We start from the raw sequence: 23,769 nt of genomic DNA, 5'->3' as shown, positions 1-23,769 counted from the left end.
CTCAGCGGTAATTCACGATCAGTTGCAAATCCTCGATGCGCACGCTTGCACGCGGCGCGTTCCGGGAGGTGGCTCGCCGAAAGCGCAGTACAAAGGGCCCTTCGGCAGAAAGGCCCTCCAAGGCCTGTGTGCCCCCGCGACGAGTCGCCATTTCGACACAGCGACGCGGATGGCACAGCCACGCCCGCACATCGCTCGGTTCTTTCGTGGCGTAACGCCAGGACACCCGCGTGATACGGCCGTCGTCGACCGTGTGAGACGCGGGCGGACGAAGGGGCGCTGTTCGCTCGTCACGCCCCGGTGTCGTCAGCAGCGGCCCACGCGGCAATGTCACCGCCCAACTGCCGGCCTCGACGGCATGAGCGAACGGCGCCATGCTCAGCGTGGCGCCTAACGCCGCCAGCAATGCCAGGATGCAGCCAAGGGATTTCACGACCGGCGCTCGCTTGATGGTCGCGTCTGCGCCAGCCACTCGGCGGGGTCGACGACAAGTTCGACTGCAAGGAAGCGGCGTGCCGTGTCCACCAAGTTGCCAAGCGGCATATCCCCCCCGCTGGCTGGATCGCGTATCACCAGCAGACGTGGCAAGCGTTCGCGCTGCGACCATTGCTTGAGTTCGCGATAAGCACGCTGCAGGCCTTCTGCGCCGGCGGCAACCCAGATACCCCAATGCGGCGAGGAACGCTGAGCAGTGGTGACTTCGCCGACGGCGAGTGGCAGGGTCTCCCAGGCAAGGCCACTGAGTGACGCAAGGCGTTCACAGGTCGCCGTCACTGCCTGAGGAGTCGGATGACCGATCGTCACCAGAGCCGCCTTGTCGCGCCGCTGATTCGCATAGGCGCGCAATCCCGCCGCTTGATCACTCATCGTCACCTCAAGCCGCCTGTGAGAGCGCCGCATGCGCCGTCAGCAAGTGCATCAACCCGTGCAGCAGGGTATCTGGGCTGCGCCGCTTTCGCTCACCAGCGAGACGTTTCACCACCGGGCGCGTATCCACCGCCCAGCCGTCCTCGCTCAAGTCCATACGTAGCGCCAGAGCTGCCAGTTGCGCTGCCAGGTAGACGCGTAGCTCGCAATCCAGAGGTGCCGACGCCCCCAACTGTTGCCACGCCGAGCGCATCAACCGCGACAGATCGTCCTGTTCGAGCTGGCGATAAACGAAAGCGCGCATGTCGATATCCAGCGCATCGCCTCCATGTCCCAGCCAGTGATAGACACCCCGCCGACGCCCGCTCTCGGAATCATGACTCGTCGCAATCCACAGTTGCAGGTTGTCAGCATCGGTCTCGGCCAAGGCCACGGGCAAACGCGACAACGTCACGCGTCGCGCACGGCCACGCAGGCGGCAGGTGTGCTGGCCACAGGGTTCGGCTAGATCGACCAGCTCGCCTATCGCCAGACGTTCACCGGCATGCCAGACGCGCTGCTGCACCCGCGTGCGTGCCAGCCAGGGGCTGTCCGACTCGCGCAACTGTTGCCTGACGTCGGCATCGGGCACCCGCGCGAACACATGCCAATGACTGCCCAAATGACGACGCGCCAGGGTCAGGCGTTGCGTATCCGAGGGCGGCCAACGGTGAAGAGGCCAGGCCAACGGCAAGACATCGCCGTTGGCATCCAACGGTATCATCGGCGCCGCCCAGTCCATTCCCCGTGGCTTCCCTCCCGACCAGCACAGGCCGGTCGCCTCGGCGCCATGCCATGCCTTGATCATCGACGGTGGTGCCAAATGCTCTTCGAGCCAGGTTTGCTGGATGGCAGGTGGCGACTCGCGACGGCGCCACGCGGCATCGAGCCAGGACACCCCCGGTACGCTGCGCTGCAGCGTTTCCATCACCCGCGCCAGTTGATCGCGCTGTGCCAAGAGATCCCGCGATAGTGCTTGCAGGCCCTGTCCGGAGGCCGTGGGCCGCAACATCTCGGTGAGCACACCTTCATCGAAGGTGAACGGCGAGCCTTGCCCCACCGCCAGCGCTTCGTCCAATAATGCTGGCGCTTCGGCCAGGCGAATGTCTTCGGGCACGCGCTGACCATGCAAGACGTAATAAAGGCGCAGCCGATGGCGCATCACGACATCCAGCGCGGCCCCCAGGCGTGGCGCTTCATCGACCTTGGTCAACAGGCAACCATAAAGCGGCGCACCGGCGTCCCGCGAGGCTCGCTGATAGGTCTCGACAACCTCTTCGAGCGTATCGCCGTGGCTGGCCGCATTCAGCAGCAAAAGACGCCGCACTGGCCGGGCGGCACCGCCGAGTCGCGCGATCTGCCCCGTCACGCGTTGATCGCGCTGGCTCATGCCCACGGTATCGACGATCACCATGCGCTTGCCTTCAAGGCGCGACAGCAAGCCTTCGAGGTCATCTTCATGGTGTACAGCATGCACATCGACACCCAGCAGCCGGGCATAGATACGCAACTGTTCATGCGCACCGATACGATAATCGTCGGTGGTTACCAGGGCCACGTCATCCCCGCCGAAGCGCATCACGTAACGCGCCGCAAACTTGGCGGTGGTGGTGGTCTTGCCCACGCCGGTCGGCCCCACCAGGGCGAATACTCCCCCCTCCTCGAGCATCGTCGCCTCGTCATCGAGCACCTCGAGACGGGTCTCCAGTTGACGCCGGCTCCAGGCCAGCAAACGCGGATCATCGGCATCGACATCGGCGAGTTCGTCGGGCAGCGTCTCGAGCATTTCGCGTACCAGACGGGCGCTGAAGCCGGCGGTGATCAAGCGCTGACGCAAGACCCCGCGCACTCCGGGGCGGGCGTTGCGCGGGCGAGGTGTCTCGGAAATATGCGACATCAACAGTTCGCGCATGGCCTGCATTTCAGCGTACAGGCGATCCTGACCCGGAGCGGGCGACGCATCGGCGGAAGGTGTACCAGCCTGCGCGGGCACGGCCACGTCTTCGGCCTGCTCGACCATTGACGACTGGGCCTCTTCGGCCACGGCCACGACCTCGACGCCGTCATCCATGCGCCGGTTGGAGAGGATCAGGGCATCATCCCCCAGCGCGTCTCGTACCTGTCGCATCGCATCGCGACTGGTAGCACCGAGGAAACGCATCACGCTCATGAACGGGCTCCGACGGTAGCGGTGACACGCAAGGTGCGGTCATCGGGGATTTCGGCATTGGACATCACCACTAGATGGGTAATGCGGCGGCGTAGGAAGCGGGCCAGCAACGCACGCAGACCGTGCTGGACGACCAGCACCGTCGGCTCGCCACGCGCTTCCTGACGCTCCACGGCGGCCATCGACTGCTCCATGAGGGTGTCGGCCAGTCCAGGCTCCAGGCCACCGCCATTGCTCAGTGCCTGAGTGAGAACTTGTTCGAGATTGGCTTCCAAGCCGATGACATGCATCTCCTGGTCCCCTGGGAACCACTGCTGGGTAATCGAGCGTCCCAGCGCCACACGCACCATGGCGGTCAACTCATGGGGATCGGCTTGCTGTGGCGCATGCTCGGCCAGCGTATCGAGGATGGTACGCATATCGCGAATCGAGACTTCCTCAGCGAGCAGGTTCTGTAGAATGCGCTGCATCGCGGTCAGGGTCAGCAGCTTGGGCACCACGTCTTCGACCAGAGACTTGTTCTCGGCGGCGATCTTGTCGAGCAATTGCTGTACTTCCTGGCGCCCCAGCATGTCATTGGCGTGGCGATGCAACAGGTGGTTGAGATGCGTGGCCACCACGGTACTCGCGTCGACCACGGTATAGCCGTAGACCTGGGCGCGTTCCCGCTGCGCGGCGTCGATCCATACGGCGGGCAGACCAAAGGCGGGATCCTGGGTCGGCGTACCTTCCACCTTGCCCGATACCTGCCCCGGGTCGATGGCCAGCCATTGTCCCGGATGCGCATCGGCGCGGCCTACTTCGACGCCCTTGAGCGTGATGATATAGGTCGAAGGCCCCAGTTCGAGATTGTCGCGGATGTGTACCACCGGTGGCAAAAAGCCGACATCCTGGGCGAATTTCTTGCGCACGCTCTTGATACGCCCCAGCAACTCACCCTTCTGGCGATGGTCGACGAGCGGTATCAGACGGTGGCCGACTTCGAGGCCCAAGGTATCGACGAGCTGCACATCGTCCCAGCTCGCCTCCGGCACTTCGGGCTGAGGAGGCGGTGTCTGGGGAGAGGCCTCTTCGGTGACTTGTTGCTGGTTGCGACGCCACATCCACCACGCCAACCCTCCGAGCAACGCGGTAAACAGCAAGAAGACCAGGTTGGGCATCCCCGGCACGAGACCCAGCAGCCCCATGACGCCTGCGGCCAGCATCAGGACCTGCGGGTTGTTGAAGAGCTGGCTGATCAGTTGCTGACCGACATCCTGATCGGTGTTGACGCGCGAGACGGTGACACCCGCCGCAGTCGAGATCACCAGCGCCGGAATCTGTGCCACCAGCCCGTCGCCGATGGTCAGCAAGGTATAGGTATGGGCAGCTTCGGAAAAGCTCAGGCTATGTTGCGCCATGCCGATCGCCAGACCACCGATCAAATTGATCATCATGATGATGATGCCGGCGATGGCATCACCGCGCACGAACTTGCTGGCCCCGTCCATGGAACCGTAGAAATCGGCTTCCTGAGAGGTTTCCTGACGCCGCGCCCGCGCTTCGTCCTCACCGATCAAGCCGGCGTTGAGGTCGGCATCGATGGCCATCTGCTTGCCGGGCATGGCGTCCAGGGTGAAGCGTGCGCCGACCTCGGCGATACGGCCGGCACCCTTGGTGATAACCATGAAGTTGATCACCACCAGGATCATGAATACGACCAGGCCGACAGCGAAGTTACCGCCGATCAAGAAGGCACCGAAGGCCTCGATCACCTTGCCGGCCGCATCGCCACCTTCGTGCCCTTCCAGCAGGACCACCCGCGTGGAGGCCACATTGAGTGACAACCGCAATAGGGTCGAAAACAACAAGACCGCCGGGAAGGCCGCGAAATCGAGGGGCTTCTGCGTAAACATGCTGACCAGCAGCACCATGATGGCCAGGGTAATGTTGAAGGTGAACAGAAGGTCCAATACGAACGCCGGTAACGGCAAGATCATCATGGACAGGATCATGATGATCAATATGGGCCCAGCCAGGACCTTTAAACGGGTATCGCTCAGCCACTCGCGACGGCCCCATAATTGACTCAACGCATTCATGGTGTGTCCTTGGCATCGGCAACGTTTTGCCTAGACGGATCTAACTCGTCGGGCACGGGGAGGTCATTTGGCGTTTGCGGCCAGTCACCCCCTTCCTCGCGCACACGTTTCAAGCGGTAGGCCCAAGCCAGCACCTCCGCCACGGCGGTATACAGATTCGCGGGGACTTCTTGATCGATGTCCACATGCTGGTTCAGGGCACGCGCCAACGGCGGCGCCTCCAGCAAGGGCACGCCATGCGCCTCGCCCAGCTCGCGAATGCGCGTGGCGACCATATCCGCCCCTTTGGCCACGACGCGCGGCGCTTCCATCTGGCTCCCCTCGTACATCAGCGCCACAGCATAATGCGTGGGGTTGGTCACGATGACATCCGCATCCGGCACCTTGGCCATCATCCGCCGCCGTGCCATGGATTGCTGCTGGGCTCGCATGCGAGCCTTCACTTGGGGGTCGCCCTCGCTTTCCTTGTGCTCTTTCTTGATCTCGTCCTTGGTCATGCGGAGCTTCTTGGTAAAGCTCCACAACTGGAAAGGCACGTCGATCAGCACCACCACGATGAGTGTCGCTACGCAGAAAGCCAGGCACAGCGCGGCGAGTTCCATACCCCGCGCTAGAGCTTCGCTCAACGGCAAGTTCATCAAGCCCAGAAGGTCGCCGCGATGCCACCATAGAAAGATCACGGCGACACCGCCCACCAGCGTCGACTTGGCAACGGCCTTGCCCAATTCCGCTACCGCCTGCGATGAAAACATGCGCTTCAATCCTTTCAAGGGATTGAGCTTGGACATTTGGGGCTGCAACGACTTTGCCGTCAGCAGCCAGCCACCCAGCATTACCGGTGCTGCCAGCGCGACGACCGATACGATGAGGAACAACGGCAACAAGGACACCAGCGTGTTTTTGCCCAACGCCCAGACATGCGACATCAGTACGGCGGTATCGAACGCTTCAGCGCGTGAAAACATGAATGACTGCTCCATGACCCCCCCTAAACTCTCGTAGAGGTGGCCACCCAGCGACCATAGCGCCATCACCCCCGCCGCCAATAGCATGAAGGTGGTCAGTTCGCGCGAGCGCGCAACCTCACCGTCTTCCTTCGCCTTGTCGAGTCGTCGAGGTGTCGGGTCTTCAGTCTTTTCCTCGTCGCTATCGCTACCCTCGGCCATGGGCCCTCTGACGTCGTGGCGCTAGAAACCCTTCGCCAAGGCAGATACCAAGGCGCCGAACAACCGCATTCATCGAATGCGGGCTATTTTCTCGGGAACGCGGGATAGCCGATCACTGGAATAGCGACTACTTAGCCATGCTATTCAGGGGACGTGAGGCTGAAACGCTGCCGGGGAGCACCGGCAGCGCAGGGAGGGATCAGAAGCCCAGGCTATCGAGGAGGTCATCGACCTGGTCTTGGTTATTGACGACATCGGTGCCTTCGGGCTTGACTTGCGGCCCGTTGAGCAGATCATCATCGCCCTTCTGAGATTTACGCGAACGCTCGTCAGCCAGTTGCTGCAGCTCTTCCTTGTCATGGCTCTCAGGAGCGGTATCGATCAGCACTTGCACCAGTTGCTGCTCGATCTCACGAATGACATCCATCATTTTCTTGATGACCTGACCAGTCAGATCCTGGAAATCCTGGGCCATCATGATTTCTAGCAGCTGCGCATTGGTTGCCTTGGTCTGGATCGGCACATCACGCAGGAAGTCACGCGTATCCTTTACCAACTCCTTCGCGTCGTCGAGTTCGACAGGCGCGGCGAACCATTCTTCCCAGCGTTGATCAAGCTTCTCGGCCCCCGACTCCATACGCTCTTGCATCGGCTGTGCCTGATCAATGGCGTTCAGAGACCGCTCCGCCGCTTGCTCAGTCATGTCCGCGACATAACTAAGACGATCCCGCGCGTCGGGAATCGCTTCGGCCGCCTTTTCGATCTCCTTGTCCAGCCCCAGCTCGCGCATGCTTTCGTGGAGCATCCGCGTCATCTTGCCGATCTTGTGAATCAGATCGTCAGCGGGGATGCCATCCGCACTGTTCTCCGGCTGCGTTTCACCGCTCATGGCCTGCCCTCCTCGTGCGAACTTACTTGCCCAGTTTCTCGAAAATCTTGTCCAGCTTCTCTTCCAGCGTCGCAGCGGTGAACGGCTTCACGACATACCCATTCGCCCCGGCCTGTGCGGCGGCGATGATATTTTCCTTCTTGGCTTCCGCTGTGACCATCAACACCGGCAGTTCCGACAGAGCATCGTCCTGACGGATCTCCTTGAGCATCGAGAGGCCATCGAGATTGGGCATGTTCCAGTCAGAGACCACGAACTCGAAGCCACCGGCACGCAGCTTATTGAGCGCTTCCTGGCCGTCTTCTGCTTCATCGACGTTATTGAAGCCCAGTTCTTTGAGCAAACTGCGCACTATGCGCCGCATGGTCGGGAAATCATCCACGACCAGAATGCTCATATTCTTATCTGCCATACATCCTCCGATTCATTCAATCTGGCTAATCATTCACTGCGCGAGCTGGTGCTCTGAAGGGGCGCATTTAACACGCCCCTCGGCGGCATGGCTTAGGCTCTTTTCAAAAAGAGCCTAGAATTCTTCCCACTCGTTTTCTTCGTGCGCCGTAGAGGTGCGTTTCGACGGTGCATGATGCGCCTGCGCTGAAGACTTGGACGTCGTGGTGGGTGCGGACGCCGTCGATCTGGTCGCCTGCGCACGTGCCCCCGGCAATGCCTGGTGTGACGCGCCACCCGGCAAACGGAAAGTGGTGACGACATCTTCCAAGCGCTGCGCCTGCTCTTCCAGAGACGCAGACGCGCTCGATGCTTCCTGGACGAGAGAAGCGTTCTGCTGAGTCACCTGATCCATCTGCGTCACGGCCTGGCTGACCTGCTCGATGCCATCGCTCTGTTCCTGCGATGCTGCGGAGATCTCATCCATGATGTCACTGACGCGTTTCACCGCCTGAACGACATCGCGCATCGTGGTTTCGGCGTTGCCCACCAGCTCGGAGCCCTGCTCGATCTGAGTGGTCGAGGTATGAATCAAGCCCTTGATTTCCTTGGCGGCCTCGGCGCTGCGGCTGGCCAGGTTACGCACTTCGCTAGCGACCACCGCAAAGCCACGCCCCTGCTCACCGGCACGCGCTGCCTCGACCGAGGCGTTCAACGCCAGAATGTTGGTCTGGAAGGCGATCGAATCGATCATGCCGATGATATCGGAGATCTGCTTGGAACTTTCGGTGATGCCCTGCATGGTCGTGGTGACTTCCTGCATGACATCGCCGCCGCGCCCGGCAGTGCTCGAGGCATCGCTGGCCAGGGCACTCGCCTGCCGCGCATTGTCGGCATTCTGACGCACGGTAGAGGTCAGCTCTTCCATGCTCGAGGCAGTTTCCTCGAGCGAGGCGGCCTGCTGCTCGGTCCGCGAGGACAGGTCGGCATTGCCCGACGCAATTTCGCGGGCCCCACCATGAATCGAGCCACTGGCTTCACGCACGGAGGTGACCGTCCCCACCAGCCCGCTTTGCATGTCGCGCATGGCGGCGAACAAGCGCCCGATCTCGTTTTTGCCACGTTCGGCGATGCGATGAGAGAGATCGCCCTTGGCGATGTGCTCGCAATGCTCGACCGCTTCGTCCAATGGCTTGACCACGGACTTGACCAACACCATGCGTACCAGAAGCGCCACGATGACAGCGAGAATCAGCAGCACGATCGACAGGATTTCCATCAACTGGCTGTTATCCGCATCTGCCACGATGGAGTCGTCGACGCGTGTCTCGGCGTACTGGATGAAGTCGCGCACACTATCGTCGAGAGCATTCATCATCGGGTTGATACGCTGATCTTGCTCGGTGCGCACGGCATCCTGACCGGCGTTCAATTCTAGTTCGACCTCTTCGTGAAAGGCAGCAAAGGCATCGCCGATACGAGCCGCATATTCTTCACCGGTATCGGTCTTGGCAACGTCTTCGAACTGGCTGATGCGCGCGCTAGCGTTTTGAATCGCAGCCTCGATCTCGTCTTGAAGCTGTTGTTCACGCTGGGTATCCCCGGCCTCTAACGCATTGCGGTAACTGGCCAGCAGACCGCGCGCGCGTATCAGGTTCATGGTGGCACGGTTGACGGTATTGGTCTGTTCGAAACCAATAGTACCGATGGTATCCAGTGTCTCGGCACTTTTTTGGTTGGAGTAGAACCCCAATGCGCTGATGACCGCAATCATCACGACCATGATAGTCAGCGCAATTGTCAGGCTAGCCCTGACCGAAAGGTCGTTGAGTATTTTTCCCATGTCGTCTCCTGACAAGTTCCCTGGCATAGATTGAGATGATGAGTCGTTTCTTGTTCTTCGAATTCGTTCGTGCGTCTTACACCCGCTGTGCGCGCCCCGAGGCTTCGGCGCGTTTCATCAAAGCAGCAGGGATATCGGAAAGTGCAATGGTATCGGCAGCACCACCGAGGATGACCGCTTCGCGCGGCATGCCGAACACCACGCAGCTCTCTTCGTCTTGGGCAATCGTATAGGCGCCTGCCTGATGCATCTCGAGCAGGCCCGCTGCACCGTCTTTGCCCATGCCGGTGAGAATCACACCGATGGCGTTGCGCCCCGCGCTTTGCGCGGCGGAATGAAACAACACATCCACCGACGGGCGATGTCGATTGACCGGCGGCGAATCATCCAGGCGAATGACATAGTTGGCCCCCGAACGGGCAAGCTTCATGTGCCAGTCTCCCGGCGCGATATAGACGTGGCCAGGCAGAACACGCTCGCCATCCATCGCTTCCTTGACCGAGATGCGGCATAGCTTGTCGAGACGTTCCGCGAAGGATTTAGTAAAGCCGCCCGGCATGTGCTGGGTTACCAGGATCGCCGGGCTATTGGCTGGTAGAGGCTCCAGCACATGGCGGATGGCTTCGGTGCCGCCCGTCGAGGCCCCGATGATAATGATTTTCTCACTCGAGAGGATCGGCGCCTTTAGCGGTGCCTGATCCTTCGCCGGCGGTTGCTTGGCCACGGCTTTGGGACGCGAGCGTGCTGCCGCGCGGATCATGTCGGCGATCATCTGAGTGTATTCAAGCATGCCTTCGCGGATGCCCATTTCCGGCTTGGCGACGAAATCGACCGCACCGAGTTCCAGGGCACGCAGGGTGATTTCTGAGCCCTTCTGGGTCAGCGAGGACACCATCAGCACCGGCATGGGACGCAAACGCATCAAACGCTCGAGGAAATCGAGACCGTCCATGCGCGGCATTTCCACATCCAGGGTCAACACGTCGGGATTGGTCCGTTTGATCAGATCCCTGGCCACCAGGGGATCGGGCGCCGTGGCAACGACCTCCATATCCGGCTGACTATCGATGATCTTGCTCATCAGGTCGCGAATCAGCGCCGAATCATCGACACATAGCACCTTGATCTTGTTCGAGGACAACGCCACCACTCCTTACGCATGAAAACCGCCGACGCACTACCGGGCACGGCGAACCGATATGCATGATCTATCGGCCGGTTGCATGAACACTGAAGGGTCAGCGCGATAATTCGTACACGGTCTGCCCCCGCAGCTTGAAGCGCTCGGTCAGGTAGGAGAAATTTTCCGAATGGCCGGTAAATAACAGACCATTGGATTTCAATAGCGGAGCGAAACGCTCCAAAATGCGCGCCTGTGTTTCTTTATCGAAATAAATCATTACGTTACGACAAAAGATGGCATCGAATGGTCCCTTCGCCGCCCAACTGCCCGAAGTCAGGTTGAGTGGTTGAAAATCAATCATCGAGGCCAGTTCGGGACGAATCTTCGCCATCCCCGCGCGTGCACCACTGCCCCGCAGGAAAAACTGCCGACGGCATGCTTCGGAAACCTTCTCCAGCTGGTCCAGCGCATAGATCCCCTTGCGCGCCTTGTCCAGCGCGTCAGTATCGATATCGGTAGCCAGGATCTGCGCCTGAGAGGCCCGGCTACCCAGCGCCTCGCTCAGAGTGATCGCCAATGAGTAGGGTTCTTCCCCCGTCGACGCCGCAGCACACCAGATACGCACGGGAGATGTCGCTTGCTTAACGTGCTCCGCGAGCAGCGAGAAGTGATGCGACTCGCGGAAAAAAGACGTCAAGTTCGTCGTCAGCGCGTTGGTGAATGCCTCCCACTCTGGCGACTCAGGATGCTGGTCCAGACGCGCCAGATAATCGCTGAAGCGGCGCATACCGTGCAGCCGCAACCGCTTTGCCAAGCGGCTGTAGGCCATCTCACGCTTGTGCGACGCCAGCACAAGGCCGGCGCGCTTATAAATGAGCGTGCGTATCTTATCGAAATCCGCCTCCGTGAATTCCAGATCCCGATCGGCGCTTCCGAACAAGCTAGGATGTTCTTCCTGCGGCGCAGGAGACTGGCGAAATTCGCTCAAAAGGACTCCCACTCTTCTTCATGTGATGCCTGGTGAGCGCCCGCCTCCTGCGACTCCTGACGCCGAGACACGAGCGAGGTCTCCTGACGCTGCGCTGAATGTGACGTTGCCTGCTTATCGCCACCAGAACTTGTGGATGCCTGCGGCTTGGCGAGACTCGCCGAATTCTTGTTGCGACGCACCGTCTCGACACCACTGCCGGCCAGGCGGAAGACAGCCACGGAGCGCGACAGCTCGTTGACGCTGGACTCGAGATCCGCAGCGACCGAAGCCGTCTGCTGTACGCGGTGGGCATTCTGCTGAGTGACATCGTCCATCTGTGTGATGGCCTGATTGATCTGCTCGATGCCGCTGCTCTGTTCGTCGGACGCCGCAGTGATCTCATTCATGATGTCGTTGACACGCGTGACCGAATTGACGACCTCTTCGATGCTGCCCTCGGCCTTGCGTACCAGATCGGTACCGCCTTCGACCTCCTTCGTGGAGTTATCGATCAGTGCACGAATTTCCTTTGATGCCTGGGCACTGCGACTCGCCAAATTGCGTACCTCGCCGGCGACGACGGCGAAACCACGCCCCTGCTCACCCGCGCGGGCGGCTTCGACGGAAGCGTTCAAGGCCAGGATATTGGTCTGAAAGGCAATCGAGTCGATCATCCCGATAATGTCGGACATTTCATGCGAACTATCGCGGATGCGCCCCATGGTGCTGACCACTTGCCCCATGACCTCGCCGCTCTGCCGTACTGTTTCGCTCGCCGTGCTCGAGAGCTGGCTGGCCTGACGCGCATTGTCGGCGTTCTGTTTCACGGTGGCGGTCATTTCTTCCATGCTGGAAGCCGTCTGGGCAAGCGATGCGGCTTGCTGCTCGGTCCGCGAAGAAAGATCTTCGTTGCCTTCGGCAATGTTACGGGTCGCCGGTGTCACAACGCCCACGTTTTCGTTGACCTCCTTGACGATATTGCCAAGGCTGCGACGCATGGTATCCAGCGCCTGGGTGAGGCGCCCAATTTCATCTTGCTTGCCGCCTTTGAGGCTGGCGCCGAGGTTGCCGGCCGCAATCTGTAGCGAAAAGTCCAGGGCCTCGCGCACCGGACGCAGCGTCGAGCGCACCGTAATGATCCCCAGCACCACCAGCATGACGAGCCCGAAGATGAAGACACCTGCCTGCCACAGCAGCATGTCATGCTGCGTCTCGGCCGCTTCTTGGGCCATGCTCATGGCATCGTTGCGCTTTTCAGCGACCAGGCTATTGAGCTGATCGCTAACCTCATCACGTTCGCCTTCCAGAATATCGTTGTAGGCCACATAAGCTTCATAGAAGTCGCCAGAATTAAGGGTATCCAACACCACCCGCAACCCATCGTCCAAGTAACGCTGGACGGAGGCATCGAAGCTTTCTGCGGCGTCACTATGATTGGCAGGACGACCGTCGTAATACGCGCTCCAGGTTTCGGAAAGCCTGGTCATCAGTCCTTCGGCCTCGGCCGTTACCGCCTCCATGTCACCCGACATTGGGTTGCTCACGGGCTTGTCGACCAGGTTTCGACCGCTGGACATCAATTGATCGATTTGCTGCAAACGGGCGACGTCTTCCAGACCCTGCTCGGACAGTGCCTGCAGCTTGTCACCGGCGCGCTGCAAGCTGACCATGGATAGGACACTGCTGACCGCCAGCATCAGTACCGCCGCGACGATCATGGTCACTAGACGGCCCTTGAAGGTGTTGAGCTTGAGGCCCTTGAGGCGAGCCAAGACACCGGTATGCTGAATCTGGCCACGCTCGAGCTTGACCCCACGACGCTTGCCCGCCGACATGGCCGCATAGGTGCGCTCCGCATCGGCGCGGGCCTTGGCAGTGGGTTTGACGCGCACCGAGGTATAGCCAACGATCTCGCCGCCTTCGAAAATCGGCGTCACGGTGGCATGTACCCAATAAAAATCACCATTCTTGCAACGGTTCTTAATCACCCCGCTCCAGATCTCTCCCTTCTTCAGAGTGACCCAAAGGTTTTCGAACGCCGCCGGCGGCATGTCCGGATGACGTACGAGATTGTGTGGCGCCCCCACGAGCTCTTCATAGCTAAAGCCGCTGATCTCGACGAAAGCCGGATTCGCGTAGGTGACGACCCCTTTCAAATTGGTGCGGGACAACAGGTAATCTTCATCCGAGAGCTCATGCTCGCGCTGAGTAACGGGCTGGTTATTGCGCATGATACGGTTCCCTGGTGTTCGTTTTTATTGGTTGGCGTTGGCGTTTTCTCGTGACGCCTCGCGACAGCGTTATTGTGCTTGTTGCTCGACCAATGCCATTTCCTCGCTGGTCAGCAGTTTCTCGATATCGACGATGACCAGCATGCGGTCCTCAAGACTGCCCAGGCCACTGAGATAATCGGCGGATAACGTCTCACCGAACTCGGGCGCGGGCTTGATCTGGTCGGAGGTAAGCGTCATGACATCGGATACCCCATCAACCACGATGCCCACGATCCGGTCGGCGACGTTGACCACGATCACCACGGTCTGTCCTTCGTATTCGATCTTATCGAGATGGAACTTGATGCGAAGATCGACGATCGGCACGATCACGCCACGCAAATTGGTCACACCTTTGATGAAATCGGGGGCATTGGCGATGCGCGTCACGTTTTCGTAGCCACGGATTTCCTGCACTTTCAGGATATCGACGGCGTATTCCTCGCTACCCAGCGAGAACACCAGGTATTCCTGGCTTTGCGTATCGATAGCCGCTTCGGCGGCCTGGGTCATGTCACTCATGAAACTACGTCCTCCTGGCGTGATGCGGTTAGTTCGGCGTGCTTGGGGGAATTGGCACGCTGACGGTGCAAGCGGTTGACATCGGCGACGTCGAGAATCAGCGCCACGCTGCCATCCCCGAGAATCGTCGCTGCGGAGATAGCCGGCACCTTGCGGTAGTTGGTTTCGAGGTTCTTGACCACCACTTGTTGCTGACCGACGAGATCGTCGACCAACAAGGCATAGCGCCGCCCTTCGGCCTGCAGGATGACCGCGATACATTGGGTCGGGTCTTGCTCGGAGCCGTCGATGTGCAGGATATCGTGCAAGGCGATCAGCGGTAGGTACTCGTCGCGCACCTTGAGCAACTTGTCGTTGCCCGCCATTGAGTAGATATCATCGTTACTGGGCTGTAGTGACTCGAGCACTGCCGAGAGCGGCAGGATGAAGATTTCCGGCCCACTCTTGATCGACATGCCATCGAGGATGGCCAGAGTCAGCGGCAATACCACGCGGGTCGTGGTGCCTTTCCCGGGCCAGGACTGAATCTCGACGTGGCCGCCCATGGCCTGGATATTGCGCTTGACGACATCCATGCCCACGCCACGACCGGAGACGTCGCTGACCTGATCGGCAGTCGAAAAACCCGCCGCGAAGATAAGTTGCCAAACCTCGTCGTCGCTCATGCTGTCGGAAACGGTCAGCCCGTTATGGGCCGCCTTGGCGAGGATCTTGTCGCGGTTGAGACCGCCGCCATCGTCCTTCACTTCGATGAGGATGTTGCCACCCTGGTGTTGGGCGGAAAGCGTCAGTGTGCCGGTGCGCGGTTTGCCGGCGGCCTCGCGCGCATCAGGCATCTCGATGCCATGGTCGAGGCTATTGCGCACGAGGTGCGTCAAAGGATCGATGATGCGCTCGGTCAGGCTCTTGTCGAGCTCAGTGGACTTGCCCTCAGTGACCAGCTCGATGTCCTTGCCCAGCTTGCCGGTAAGATCGCGCACCAAGCGAGGAAAGCGACTGAACACGTAGTCCATCGGCACCATGCGGATCGACATCACCGACTCCTGCAAGTCACGCGCGTTGCGCTGTAGCAGGTTCATGCCATTGACCAGCGGCCCATGCGCGGCCACGTCGAGTTCACTGGCGGTTTGATCGAGCATGGACTGGGTAATGATCAGCTCACCGACAAGGTTGATGATCTGATCGACCTTTTCCACCGGCACGCGAATCGTCGCCGATTCCCCGCCCGCCTTTTTCTTGGCACCGCCGCCCTTGTTCCCTGGCGTCGTATTCACAGGTTTGTCGTCGGTCGCTGCCTGGGCCGGTGCTTTTTCTGCGGGAGCCTTCGCCTGCTCGGCAGGGGGCGCCTCGGATGCCGATGCATCGCCCTGCGACACGGTAGGCACCGAGACAGCCTCGGCAACTTCCTGTGTCGTTTCGGTCGGGGCAGCGATCGCAGCGATGTCTAGTTGCTCAGGCTCGACGATGAAGCACATCACTGCTTCGATATCGTCGCGGCTCGAGGCGCTTTCCAGCACCACTTCATAACGCTTGGCATCCCCGTGCTGCTCTTTCACGGTGCCCAGGTTTCCGAGTTCCTCAACAAGGAGTTCAAGGTCCTTGTCGGATACGTTCAAAAGCACGACACGCAACCAGCCGCTATCGGCGTCGGCGGCCTGACTTTCCTGTGCCTGATGCTCCGACGCGCCCTCGCCAACCGTACTCCCGGCACCCGAGTTTTCGGCTTCATCCGCCACCTGCTCAGAGGGCGCGATGTCGGCCTCGGGCTCGCTACCCACACCATGCCCCAGCTCCTCCAGCGCTAGCTTTTTCAGCGTCTGACAAATGCGGGCATAGGCTTCCGGATCCGGTTCGGCGCCATTGCGGTAGGCATCAAGCTGGTCGTGAAGCATATCCTTGGTTTCCAGAAAGAGGTCGACAATATCCGTGCGCAAGATGAGCTCGCCCTGCCTGGCATAATCCAGCAGATTTTCGAGCATGTGCGTGGTTTCTTGCAGCACGCTGAATCCGAAGGTGCCCGCGCCACCCTTGATCGAATGCGCGGCACGAAAAATGGCGTTGAGTTGCTCCGGATCCGGCTCGTCGAGATCCAGCTCGAGCAGGTGGCGCTCCATGTCGCCCAGTAGCTCTTCGGCCTCTTCGAAAAAGGTCTCGTAGAATTCTGTTATATCCATGCTCGTTCCACGTGATCGTGATCGTTAGGGCGATGGCTGATCTTGCCCTTCACCGCCACCAGTGGTGCGTTCATACACTTGCGGGAGTGCGTTACGCATTAATGAGTCAGCGCCCTGCGTCGGCGACAACCCTTCTCGCTGCGTGTCACCTGTACTGCCGATTATCGCCTCAGGAGATGCCGAGCCTGCCTCGCCCTGATCGCGGATCTGCTCGGCGGCGTGCTCCGACAACACGACGATGCTGATACGCCGATTGACAGCATCACTGGGCTTTGTACCTTCCAGGTTGACGCGCGACCCCATGCCTGCGACACGCAGCAGTTTGCCGGAATCGAGCCCGGCCGCGACCAGGGTGCGACGCGACGCGTTGGCCCGGTCGGCGGAAAGTTCCCAGTTGCTGTATCCAGCTTCGCCGCCGGCGTAACGCAGGTCATCCGTATGCCCGGTGAGGCTAATCGCATTGGGGACCGTATTGAGCTCCGGCGCCAAAGCCTGCAAGAGATCACGCATATAAGGAGCGAGACGGGCACTGCCCAACTCGAACATGGGTCGCTTGTCAGTATCGACGAGTTGAATACGCAGACCCTCGGGAATGAAGTCTGTTCTCAACTGCGAGCTCATCTGACGCAGGTTCGGATCTTCGCGGACCTGGCGTTCCAAACGGTCGCGAAGCACCCTCAGACGGCGCATCTCGTCACTGGGGCGGGATTGCTGGCGAATGTCCAGGCGCCGCTCTTCGCCTTCAGAGAAAGTGGGGTCCGCTCCGCCACCGGGGATCGCGCTGGTACTTGCTGTCGACTTGTCGCCGCCTGTCATTGCCACCGCCAAAGGCGTGCGGAAATACTCGGCGATATGGTTGAGCTCGTTTTTAGGCACCATCGACAAAATCCAGAGCACCAGAAAGAGCGCCATCAATGCGGTCATGAAATCGGCGTAGGCAATCTTCCAATTACCGCCATGATGTCCCTTGCTGACCACTTTCTTGCGTTTGACGATGATCGGGCGACGCTCGCTGCTCATGCTTATCCCGTCCCGGTGCCGCGCGTGGCACTACCCTCGGCTCGAACGTGCTCCTCGAGCTCGGTAAACGAGGGGCGTTCGGCAATGAACAGTGCCTTACGCCCGAACTCTACCGCCAACTGCGGCGCCATGCCGTTGAGACTTGCCATGAGTGTCACGCGGACGCACTGCAACATCTTGATCGCTTCGGTGACTTGCAACTGCAAACGTTGCGAAACGGGAAGCACGAACCCGTACGCGAGCAAGATCCCCAGGAAAGTCCCCACCAGCGCCTGGGCGATCATTTGCCCCATCGCTGCGGCGCCTTGATCGGCCGCGCCCAGAGCATGTACCACACCCATGACGGCTGCCACGATGCCGAACGCAGGCAAGCCATCGCCAACACTATGCAAGGAATGCACGGGGATTTCCGCTTCGTGCTGAAAGGTGTCGATCTCGTGCTCCATGAGCGTATCGATCTCAAAGGGATCCATATTGCCGCTCACCATCAGGCGCAAGTAGTCAGTGATAAACGCCATGATCAGAGGGTCATTGGAGATCTTCGGATAGTCCGCAAAAATCGCACTATCCTCAGGGGCATCGATGTCGCGCTCGATGGCCAGCATGCCGTCTCGCCGTGCCTTGGCCAGCAAGCGGTACTGTAATGCCATCAGCTCCATGTACATCGTCTTGTTGTACTTATTGGTACGTCTGAGCTTCGAGAATGTCCGTAGGGTAGCCTTGATCGCCTTGCCATTATTGGCGGCGATGAAGGCGCCTACGGCGGCACCGACGATCATGAGAATTTCGGATGGCTGGAATAGCGCACCGAAGTGGCCCCCGACGAGGGTATAACCGCCCCCGATCGATGCGATAACAACCAAATAGCCGATTAGAATCAACACAGCAGAACGCTCCTAGCGGCATGCATGACTGGCCCGTTGATATCTCTATCGGCAGGAAGCGACACGCCTTGAATGAAAAAACGCAGAAATGCGCGTATCGCTTCCCGGTTTCGGTCGTTACCCCGGCAATCGCGACGACACTAGAGACGAAAACGCCTACCTAGCGACGAGACGTCGCGCTGTCATACCATCCGCCTCAGAAGCCGACACAGGCTGAGGACGCGGGACTGTCACCCGCTCTTCGGCCTGACGTTTCTTGCGTGTCTTGCCAGCACGCGAAGGCGGCTGACAAATACCACACACGAAGTCGTGATCGGGACTGTACGCGTGGGCGACGAACTGGCCACCGCAACTGGTGCAAGCCGAGAGTTGCATCATGCCGCTTTCGAAGAAGCGAATGAGCGTCCAGGCGCGCGTCAACCCCAGCACCGGCTCCCCGGCTTCAAGGCTGACTTGCTCTAGATAAAGCTTGAAAGCCTTGACGAAGGCCGACATTCGCTCGCAACCGCAGTCTTCGAGAAGACTCCAGTAAATGTTGTAAAACAACGAGGAGTGGATGTTCGGCATCCAGGTAATGAACCAGTCAGTCGAAAACGGCAGCATGCCCTTGGGGGGCGACATGCCGCGCACTTCTTTATAGAGCTTGATCAAGCGCCCACGGCTCAAATCCGTCTCGGTCTCGAGCACCTGTAGGCGTGCCCCTAGATCGATCAATTCGATGGCGAGCTGCACCTGCAGCATTTCGCCCACTAGACTTTTCTCGCTCACGACGATACTCCTCAGTTCGAAGAGACGGACGGGCACTCGTTATGTGCGCTCGCCATCAACAGGGCAGCATGCGTCTGCCCCAACCCCTGCTCCCGCTGATTGTGGGTCAGCTTGCGCAGTTGCTCCGGCTCGTCATAGCAAAGCCGGCAGAGCAGTTGATTCGTTCGCGCGAGTTGTGTCAGTTGCTTGATCGACAAGGAAGCGATGAGATCCGCCATTTCGTCGTCCATCTTGAGACGAAAGAGCGCAGTGGTGCGATCTTCGCTGATCATGCGCTGCGTAAGCAGCAGGTAGGACAGGTTGATATCTTGGATATCATCCAGAAGGCTATCGGTTTCCATATAATTCCCTGCGTACGACGTTATTGTGGCGAAGGAGGCTTCTGCGGCCTCTCTCCGATGAGCCAGTTTTTTGCTTTTTTCGGCTGACTCGATTCTTACTGTCGCATCATTTTGAGACGTTTCTATGAAAAGATTCAACATCTCCTACATGGAAACCAACAAAAACTTACAAAAAAGGAATGAGGTTACTCACCCATTAGTACGGCATCGACCATGCTCAAGGGGCGGTAACACGCGAACGGCAAGGGTTGCCGGTGGATTGAAGGCCTGCCACAGCAGGTTAATTATTAACAAGCTATGTAACACGAGGTGCGTCAATAAACCGCATCCCTTCGTCGCAATTCAACGACGTGCGGGCGTTCCTGACTCGATATTCAAGCTCGCCTCTTCACGCTCCAGGTCATAGACCCAGGCCAGCAGTTCGGCAATGACTTGATACAGCATGGGCGGGATTTGAGAATCCAGATCGACCTGCATCAAAAGTGCCACCAACTCGGGGGCATCATGCACGAAAATGCCATCATTCTTGGCCGTCGAGACAATACGTTCAGCCAGGTCACCGTACCCCTTGGCCACCACCACAGGCGCCGCCGAGGGATCTTGATAGGCTAACGCAACGGCGCGTCGCCTTTCGTCGGGCGTATCATTCATGACGCTCCTCACTTGGGTCGTTGTCAGGCGTACGATGCACGTCGATCACTGCCTGTACCCCTAGGGCATCCAGGCGCTCATGCAACGCCGACGCCTGTTCAGAAAGGCGCTCCAACGCCGTCCCTTCAGGCGCCGAGATCGACAACGAGGCCTGTTCGGCACGCAGCGTCATGGCGATATGCACATCACCGAGATGCGGCAAGGAAATATTCATCTCACTATGCCAGGGCGATGTGTCATGCCCCGGCGATTGCTCCTGGCCGTCGGCATCCTGGCCGTCGCCTCCCGACCATTGCTGCAGGGTCATGGCTAGCATGATGCCCGGCCACAGCATGCCTTCCCAACGTAGTGTCGGCGTCACCAACATCTCTAGTTGATGGCGGACAACAGACTGCAAGGTATCGCTTTGATCCGTACCGATTTGCTGCAAGACGGAACTCGCCAGGGAATGGCGCCGCTCGCTCCCCAGCATTTCCCCGCGCGCCGACAGCACTTCAGGAGAAGCGCCTTGCTGAGCGAGCAAGGGCGCCTCGGCGAAACGATTGACAGCGGTCGCGGGGCGCAAGGAAGTCAACGTGACCGGTGATGCCATCTCAGCCATAGCCGCACGTGAAGCGGGCGGTCCCGCGTCCCCCATACGCGCCGCATGAGGCGTTTCGGCCGTGGCAAGACCGGCTGCCGCCGACATACGCGGCGCCAACGCCATCTGCGGTTCGCGCGCCAACGCAGCCGTCGACCATTCGCCCTTCAGCCAACGCGCCAGATGCGACTCGTAGAACACGCCACTTTGTTGAATATTTTGCTGTAACTGAGACGCTAGAAGCCTCGGCGACGCCTCTCCCTCCTGGAGTAACGGCTGCGGAGAGGTAATCGATGACGGCGGCGCGGGAAAACGCGCCAGCACATCGGCAATGGTGCGCGCGGCGGTACTGAAATGCGTCGTGGATGAACCGGGCGTCGTCGCCGTATGCTCTCCCGCCTTGCCTGAAGACACGCCAGATTCGAGAAGCGCCGAGGCACGCGCCGAGATGAACTCGGCTTGTGAGGAGCCTCGCTGCTGAAAACCGCCGCCTTCACGGGTCAATGATTCGACGGCATTACTAGAGAGCACAGGCTTGACCGGTGCGGGCAGGTCGCTCGTTCGAGGCGCGTCGATACGCTGTCCCAGCACCTGATGGAGCAGCGTGTCGATAATGGGCGTGATGCTACTCACGTGTGCCCTTCAGTGCCCCGAGAGGGGCGCGTGCGCTGTGATAGCGTGCCCTGCCCTTGATTATAGGCACGTACCACCGCTTGTTGGCGCCGAGAGCTGCCGATCAATTGCGTAAGTTCCTCGCAGCGGGCATCGAGCTGGTCACGAATGGCGTGATCGTGCTCGAGAATTTCCTCGATCATGCGTGCGCAATACTGACGCTCTTGCGCATTGAGCTGTTCGCCTTGAGGTGCGCGCCGTAATGTCTCGACATCGGCCACATAGCGGGCACGCTGCTGGATCAGCGCATCCCACTCTTGGTGACGTGCGCTTTCGAGCATTGCCCGAGAAAGCTCGAGCATATTCTCATAGATGTCCAGACGCTCCGACGCCTTGCTCATGTCACGATCCATCCACTTGCGGGGCGATTTCGCGCCAGGCCGAACCGATATCTTCCAACAGATGCGCGGCCTCGTCGAGCGCGGCTTGATCGTTGCGCAAGTTGGCTCTCAGCAGTAACCGCGCGATATAGTCGTACAGACTTCCCAAGCGCTCCGAGAGTTCACCGCCTCGCTCATGATCAAGCGCCGCCGCCAACCCGTTGTTGACGATATTCAAGGCCTTGGAAATTGCCTGTCCCTTGGCAGAGATATTGCCATCCTCCATGTGCATCTTAGCGGCCCGGATAGAGGCTTGCGCGCCGTCGAAAAGCATCACGATCAACTGATGGGGACTGGCCGACATCACCCCGGATTCGACGCCAACACGGGCATAGGCCTGGGCGCCTCGCATCATATTCATGATAGTTCCCCTACTGGTTCATTTGTGCGTTCAAGCTGTCGAATTGCTGGGTCAGATAAGAACTCGTCGAGTTCATTTGCGATACCAGTGCGTCCAGATCGGCGAATTGTGTGCGGTAGCGATCTACCGTCGCATCAATGGAGGCTTGCATACTGGTATAACGCTCGCCGAGACGTTCGATAGAGGTATCGATACCACTGGTAGCCGTATCCAGCGTTCCTCCCTCATCCAGCAGGTTGCCCAACACCGTGTCCAGACTGGCGGCGAATCCGTCACTTTCTTCATCGCCGACGAAAAACGCGCTGACACTTTCGAGATTGCCTTCGATCGCTTCGTCCAAGGCCTCGTCGTCTACCTCAAGCGTTCCATCGAGCGCCAAGGAAATTCCCATGTTGGACAGCAACGCAAAATCACCGTCCCCGACATGCCCCATGGCATTGCGCAGTTGTGATTCCACACCTCGCAGGGTGGAGTTGCCGAGCAACTCCCCTGCTACTCCGGACTCAGCATCAAACGACGTCAAGCTCGACATGCTCTCTTGCAGCGAATTGTAGGCTTTGACGAAATCATTGATGGAATCCTTGATCGCGCCGTCGTCGCGACTGAGCGTCAGCGCATCCGACTCGCCTGCATTGGTCGCCTGCAGGTCGAAGGTCACCCCTTGCAGCGCCCCCTCGACATGGTTCGACGCACTGGTGATGGCGATACCATTCACGCTCAACTGTGCATCCTGTGCGGCCACCGTTTGACGCATGTCGCTGGCCTCGGGGGCGGCGGCGTCAAAACCGAACGCCGCCTGCAACCCGGCCTCTGCGGAGGAGATCGCGATTTGATTCGCTTCGCCCGTCTCGGTGGCCGTCAGCACCAGACGCTGCGGGGTATCGCTGCCATCGTTGATAATCGAGGCGCTGATGCCGGCGTCTTCTGCATTGATTGCGTCCCGCAAGCCTTCCAAGGTGTTGTTGCTATCGTCGAGGGTAATGGAAAACGCCTCGTCGCCAACGTTGAAAGAAAGCTCGCCGATGTCGAGCTCGGCCTCTGTTGCAAATCCCACAGAAGCAAGCGTCTGTGACCGGGCCAAGGCGCTGACTTCAACCTGGTAACGCCCCGGGACAGCCGTATTATCGGTCGACACGCTGACGGCATCACCCTGCATTTTGCTGCTCAGCGCTTGGAAGGTCTCGGGATCATTGAGCGCAGTCGCCGACTCACGCAGCGAATCCAGTGCGCTTTCCAGGCGGCCAAAGGCTGACAGCTTGGCTTCGTAGCTTTTCTTCTGTTCTGTGATCGGCTCTAGCTTCGCGCTTTCGGCCTCTTCCAGTTCGTCCAGCAAGCCACTCAAATCCAGCCCCGAGCCAACCCCCAGGGAAGTAATCGTTGGCATGACATGCCCTCAGCGAATAGGTTGATCTTTTTACCATGAGGCTCGTCGACGCTAGCGCCGAAAAGACTAACTTTACGAGCGTTATTCATACATCGGCCTCTGGGGCGTAAACTTTAGCCCTTACTCGTCATCATTTCGCACGGCTTGAGGCAAGGCGACGCGTCTCGCACGCCCGTCGACGCTGGCAATATCACTCCTCGATGGGCCATGATAGGCAATTC

Annotated in this window: 22 protein-coding genes; all 22 read right to left on the bottom strand. The window is 59.5% G+C overall.

Translation table 11 applies throughout. From position 1 onward, the window contains the following. Position 1: 1 nt before the first annotated feature. The 22 genes from LUN51_RS06200 to fliD all read right to left on the bottom strand — a co-directional run bounded on the left by LUN51_RS06200 (position 2) and on the right by fliD (position 23,548). Positions 2-433, bottom strand: coding sequence for a flagellar protein FlhE (locus LUN51_RS06200; RefSeq protein ID WP_277810560.1), 432 nt, complete (start codon positions 431-433; stop codon positions 2-4). Further along, positions 430-867 carry a hypothetical protein gene (locus LUN51_RS06195; RefSeq protein WP_277810559.1) on the bottom strand — a complete coding sequence of 146 codons (438 nt, stop codon included), beginning with the start codon at positions 865-867 and terminating at the stop codon, positions 430-432. Before LUN51_RS06195 ends, LUN51_RS06200 begins: the two co-directional genes overlap by 4 nt. Before the next feature lie 7 nt (positions 868-874). After that, a complete protein-coding gene (gene flhF / locus LUN51_RS06190; protein ID WP_277810558.1) occupies positions 875-3,076 on the bottom strand; it encodes a flagellar biosynthesis protein FlhF in 2,202 nt (733 codons plus the stop codon). Further along, positions 3,073-5,157, bottom strand: a complete 2,085-nt coding sequence (gene flhA / locus LUN51_RS06185) for a flagellar biosynthesis protein FlhA (RefSeq protein ID WP_277810557.1) — start codon at positions 5,155-5,157, stop codon at positions 3,073-3,075. The genes flhF and flhA overlap by 4 nt, the downstream gene beginning before the upstream one ends. Continuing rightward, on the bottom strand, positions 5,154-6,323 hold the full coding sequence (gene flhB, locus LUN51_RS06180; protein ID WP_261507176.1) for a flagellar biosynthesis protein FlhB: 1,170 nt from the start codon (positions 6,321-6,323) through the stop codon (positions 5,154-5,156). The genes flhA and flhB overlap by 4 nt, the downstream gene beginning before the upstream one ends. A 199-nt stretch (positions 6,324-6,522) precedes the next feature. Next, on the bottom strand, positions 6,523-7,212 hold the full coding sequence (gene cheZ, locus LUN51_RS06175; protein ID WP_261507178.1) for a protein phosphatase CheZ: 690 nt from the start codon (positions 7,210-7,212) through the stop codon (positions 6,523-6,525). A 22-nt stretch (positions 7,213-7,234) separates the two neighbouring features. Beyond that, on the bottom strand, positions 7,235-7,624 hold the full coding sequence (gene cheY, locus LUN51_RS06170; RefSeq protein WP_075369676.1) for a chemotaxis response regulator CheY: 390 nt from the start codon (positions 7,622-7,624) through the stop codon (positions 7,235-7,237). 114 nt (positions 7,625-7,738) lie between these two features. Next, positions 7,739-9,445, bottom strand: a complete 1,707-nt coding sequence (locus tag LUN51_RS06165) for a methyl-accepting chemotaxis protein (protein WP_277810556.1) — start codon at positions 9,443-9,445, stop codon at positions 7,739-7,741. A 76-nt stretch (positions 9,446-9,521) separates the two neighbouring features. Further along, positions 9,522-10,586 carry a protein-glutamate methylesterase/protein-glutamine glutaminase gene (locus tag LUN51_RS06160; protein ID WP_075369674.1) on the bottom strand — a complete coding sequence of 355 codons (1,065 nt, stop codon included), beginning with the start codon at positions 10,584-10,586 and terminating at the stop codon, positions 9,522-9,524. A gap of 97 nt (positions 10,587-10,683) precedes the next feature. Further along, positions 10,684-11,556: a CheR family methyltransferase gene (locus LUN51_RS06155; RefSeq protein WP_040241451.1), complete on the bottom strand. Its 873-nt coding sequence runs from the start codon at positions 11,554-11,556 to the stop codon at positions 10,684-10,686. After that, positions 11,553-13,769, bottom strand: a complete 2,217-nt coding sequence (locus LUN51_RS06150) for a methyl-accepting chemotaxis protein (protein WP_277810555.1) — start codon at positions 13,767-13,769, stop codon at positions 11,553-11,555. The genes LUN51_RS06155 and LUN51_RS06150 overlap by 4 nt, the downstream gene beginning before the upstream one ends. Positions 13,770-13,838: 69 nt before the next feature. Beyond that, complete coding sequence (locus LUN51_RS06145) at positions 13,839-14,333, bottom strand: chemotaxis protein CheW (protein ID WP_040241454.1); 495 nt, start codon at positions 14,331-14,333, stop codon at positions 13,839-13,841. Next, entirely contained in the window at positions 14,330-16,507 is a 2,178-nt protein-coding gene (gene cheA, locus LUN51_RS06140) for a chemotaxis protein CheA (protein ID WP_277810554.1), read from the bottom strand. Before cheA ends, LUN51_RS06145 begins: the two co-directional genes overlap by 4 nt. Before the next feature lie 24 nt (positions 16,508-16,531). Then, on the bottom strand, positions 16,532-17,527 hold the full coding sequence (gene motB / locus LUN51_RS06135) for a flagellar motor protein MotB (RefSeq protein WP_277810553.1): 996 nt from the start codon (positions 17,525-17,527) through the stop codon (positions 16,532-16,534). Positions 17,528-17,529: 2 nt separating this feature from the next. Further along, positions 17,530-18,411, bottom strand: coding sequence for a flagellar motor stator protein MotA (motA, locus tag LUN51_RS06130; RefSeq protein WP_040241460.1), 882 nt, complete (start codon positions 18,409-18,411; stop codon positions 17,530-17,532). Between the two features lie 156 nt (positions 18,412-18,567). Further along, on the bottom strand, positions 18,568-19,179 hold the full coding sequence (flhC, locus tag LUN51_RS06125; RefSeq protein ID WP_246894501.1) for a flagellar transcriptional regulator FlhC: 612 nt from the start codon (positions 19,177-19,179) through the stop codon (positions 18,568-18,570). 11 nt (positions 19,180-19,190) lie between these two features. After that, positions 19,191-19,520 (bottom strand): flagellar transcriptional regulator FlhD, encoded by a 330-nt coding sequence (flhD, locus tag LUN51_RS06120; RefSeq protein ID WP_246894500.1) that lies wholly within the window; start codon positions 19,518-19,520, stop codon positions 19,191-19,193. Positions 19,521-19,862: 342 nt separating this feature from the next. Then, the gene (locus tag LUN51_RS06115) at positions 19,863-20,171 is read right to left on the bottom strand and encodes an EscU/YscU/HrcU family type III secretion system export apparatus switch protein (RefSeq protein ID WP_246894499.1); all 309 of its coding nucleotides are present in this window, start codon (positions 20,169-20,171) and stop codon (positions 19,863-19,865) included. Further along, on the bottom strand, positions 20,164-21,384 hold the full coding sequence (locus LUN51_RS06110; protein WP_246894498.1) for a flagellar hook-length control protein FliK: 1,221 nt from the start codon (positions 21,382-21,384) through the stop codon (positions 20,164-20,166). The genes LUN51_RS06115 and LUN51_RS06110 overlap by 8 nt, the downstream gene beginning before the upstream one ends. Further along, positions 21,381-21,764: a flagellar protein FliT gene (fliT, locus tag LUN51_RS06105; RefSeq protein ID WP_246894497.1), complete on the bottom strand. Its 384-nt coding sequence runs from the start codon at positions 21,762-21,764 to the stop codon at positions 21,381-21,383. The genes LUN51_RS06110 and fliT overlap by 4 nt, the downstream gene beginning before the upstream one ends. Before the next feature lies 1 nt (position 21,765). Further along, the gene (gene fliS / locus LUN51_RS06100) at positions 21,766-22,164 is read right to left on the bottom strand and encodes a flagellar export chaperone FliS (RefSeq protein ID WP_246894496.1); all 399 of its coding nucleotides are present in this window, start codon (positions 22,162-22,164) and stop codon (positions 21,766-21,768) included. A 10-nt stretch (positions 22,165-22,174) separates the two neighbouring features. Continuing rightward, positions 22,175-23,548 (bottom strand): flagellar filament capping protein FliD, encoded by a 1,374-nt coding sequence (gene fliD / locus LUN51_RS06095; protein WP_277810552.1) that lies wholly within the window; start codon positions 23,546-23,548, stop codon positions 22,175-22,177. Positions 23,549-23,769 lie beyond the last annotated feature (221 nt).

The sequence above is a fragment of the Chromohalobacter canadensis genome (assembly GCF_029544075.1).
GTDB lineage: Bacteria > Pseudomonadota > Gammaproteobacteria > Pseudomonadales > Halomonadaceae > Chromohalobacter > Chromohalobacter canadensis_A.
The sequence above is the reverse complement of the archived record's forward strand: the minus strand, read 5'-3'. Positions and strand labels throughout refer to the sequence as shown.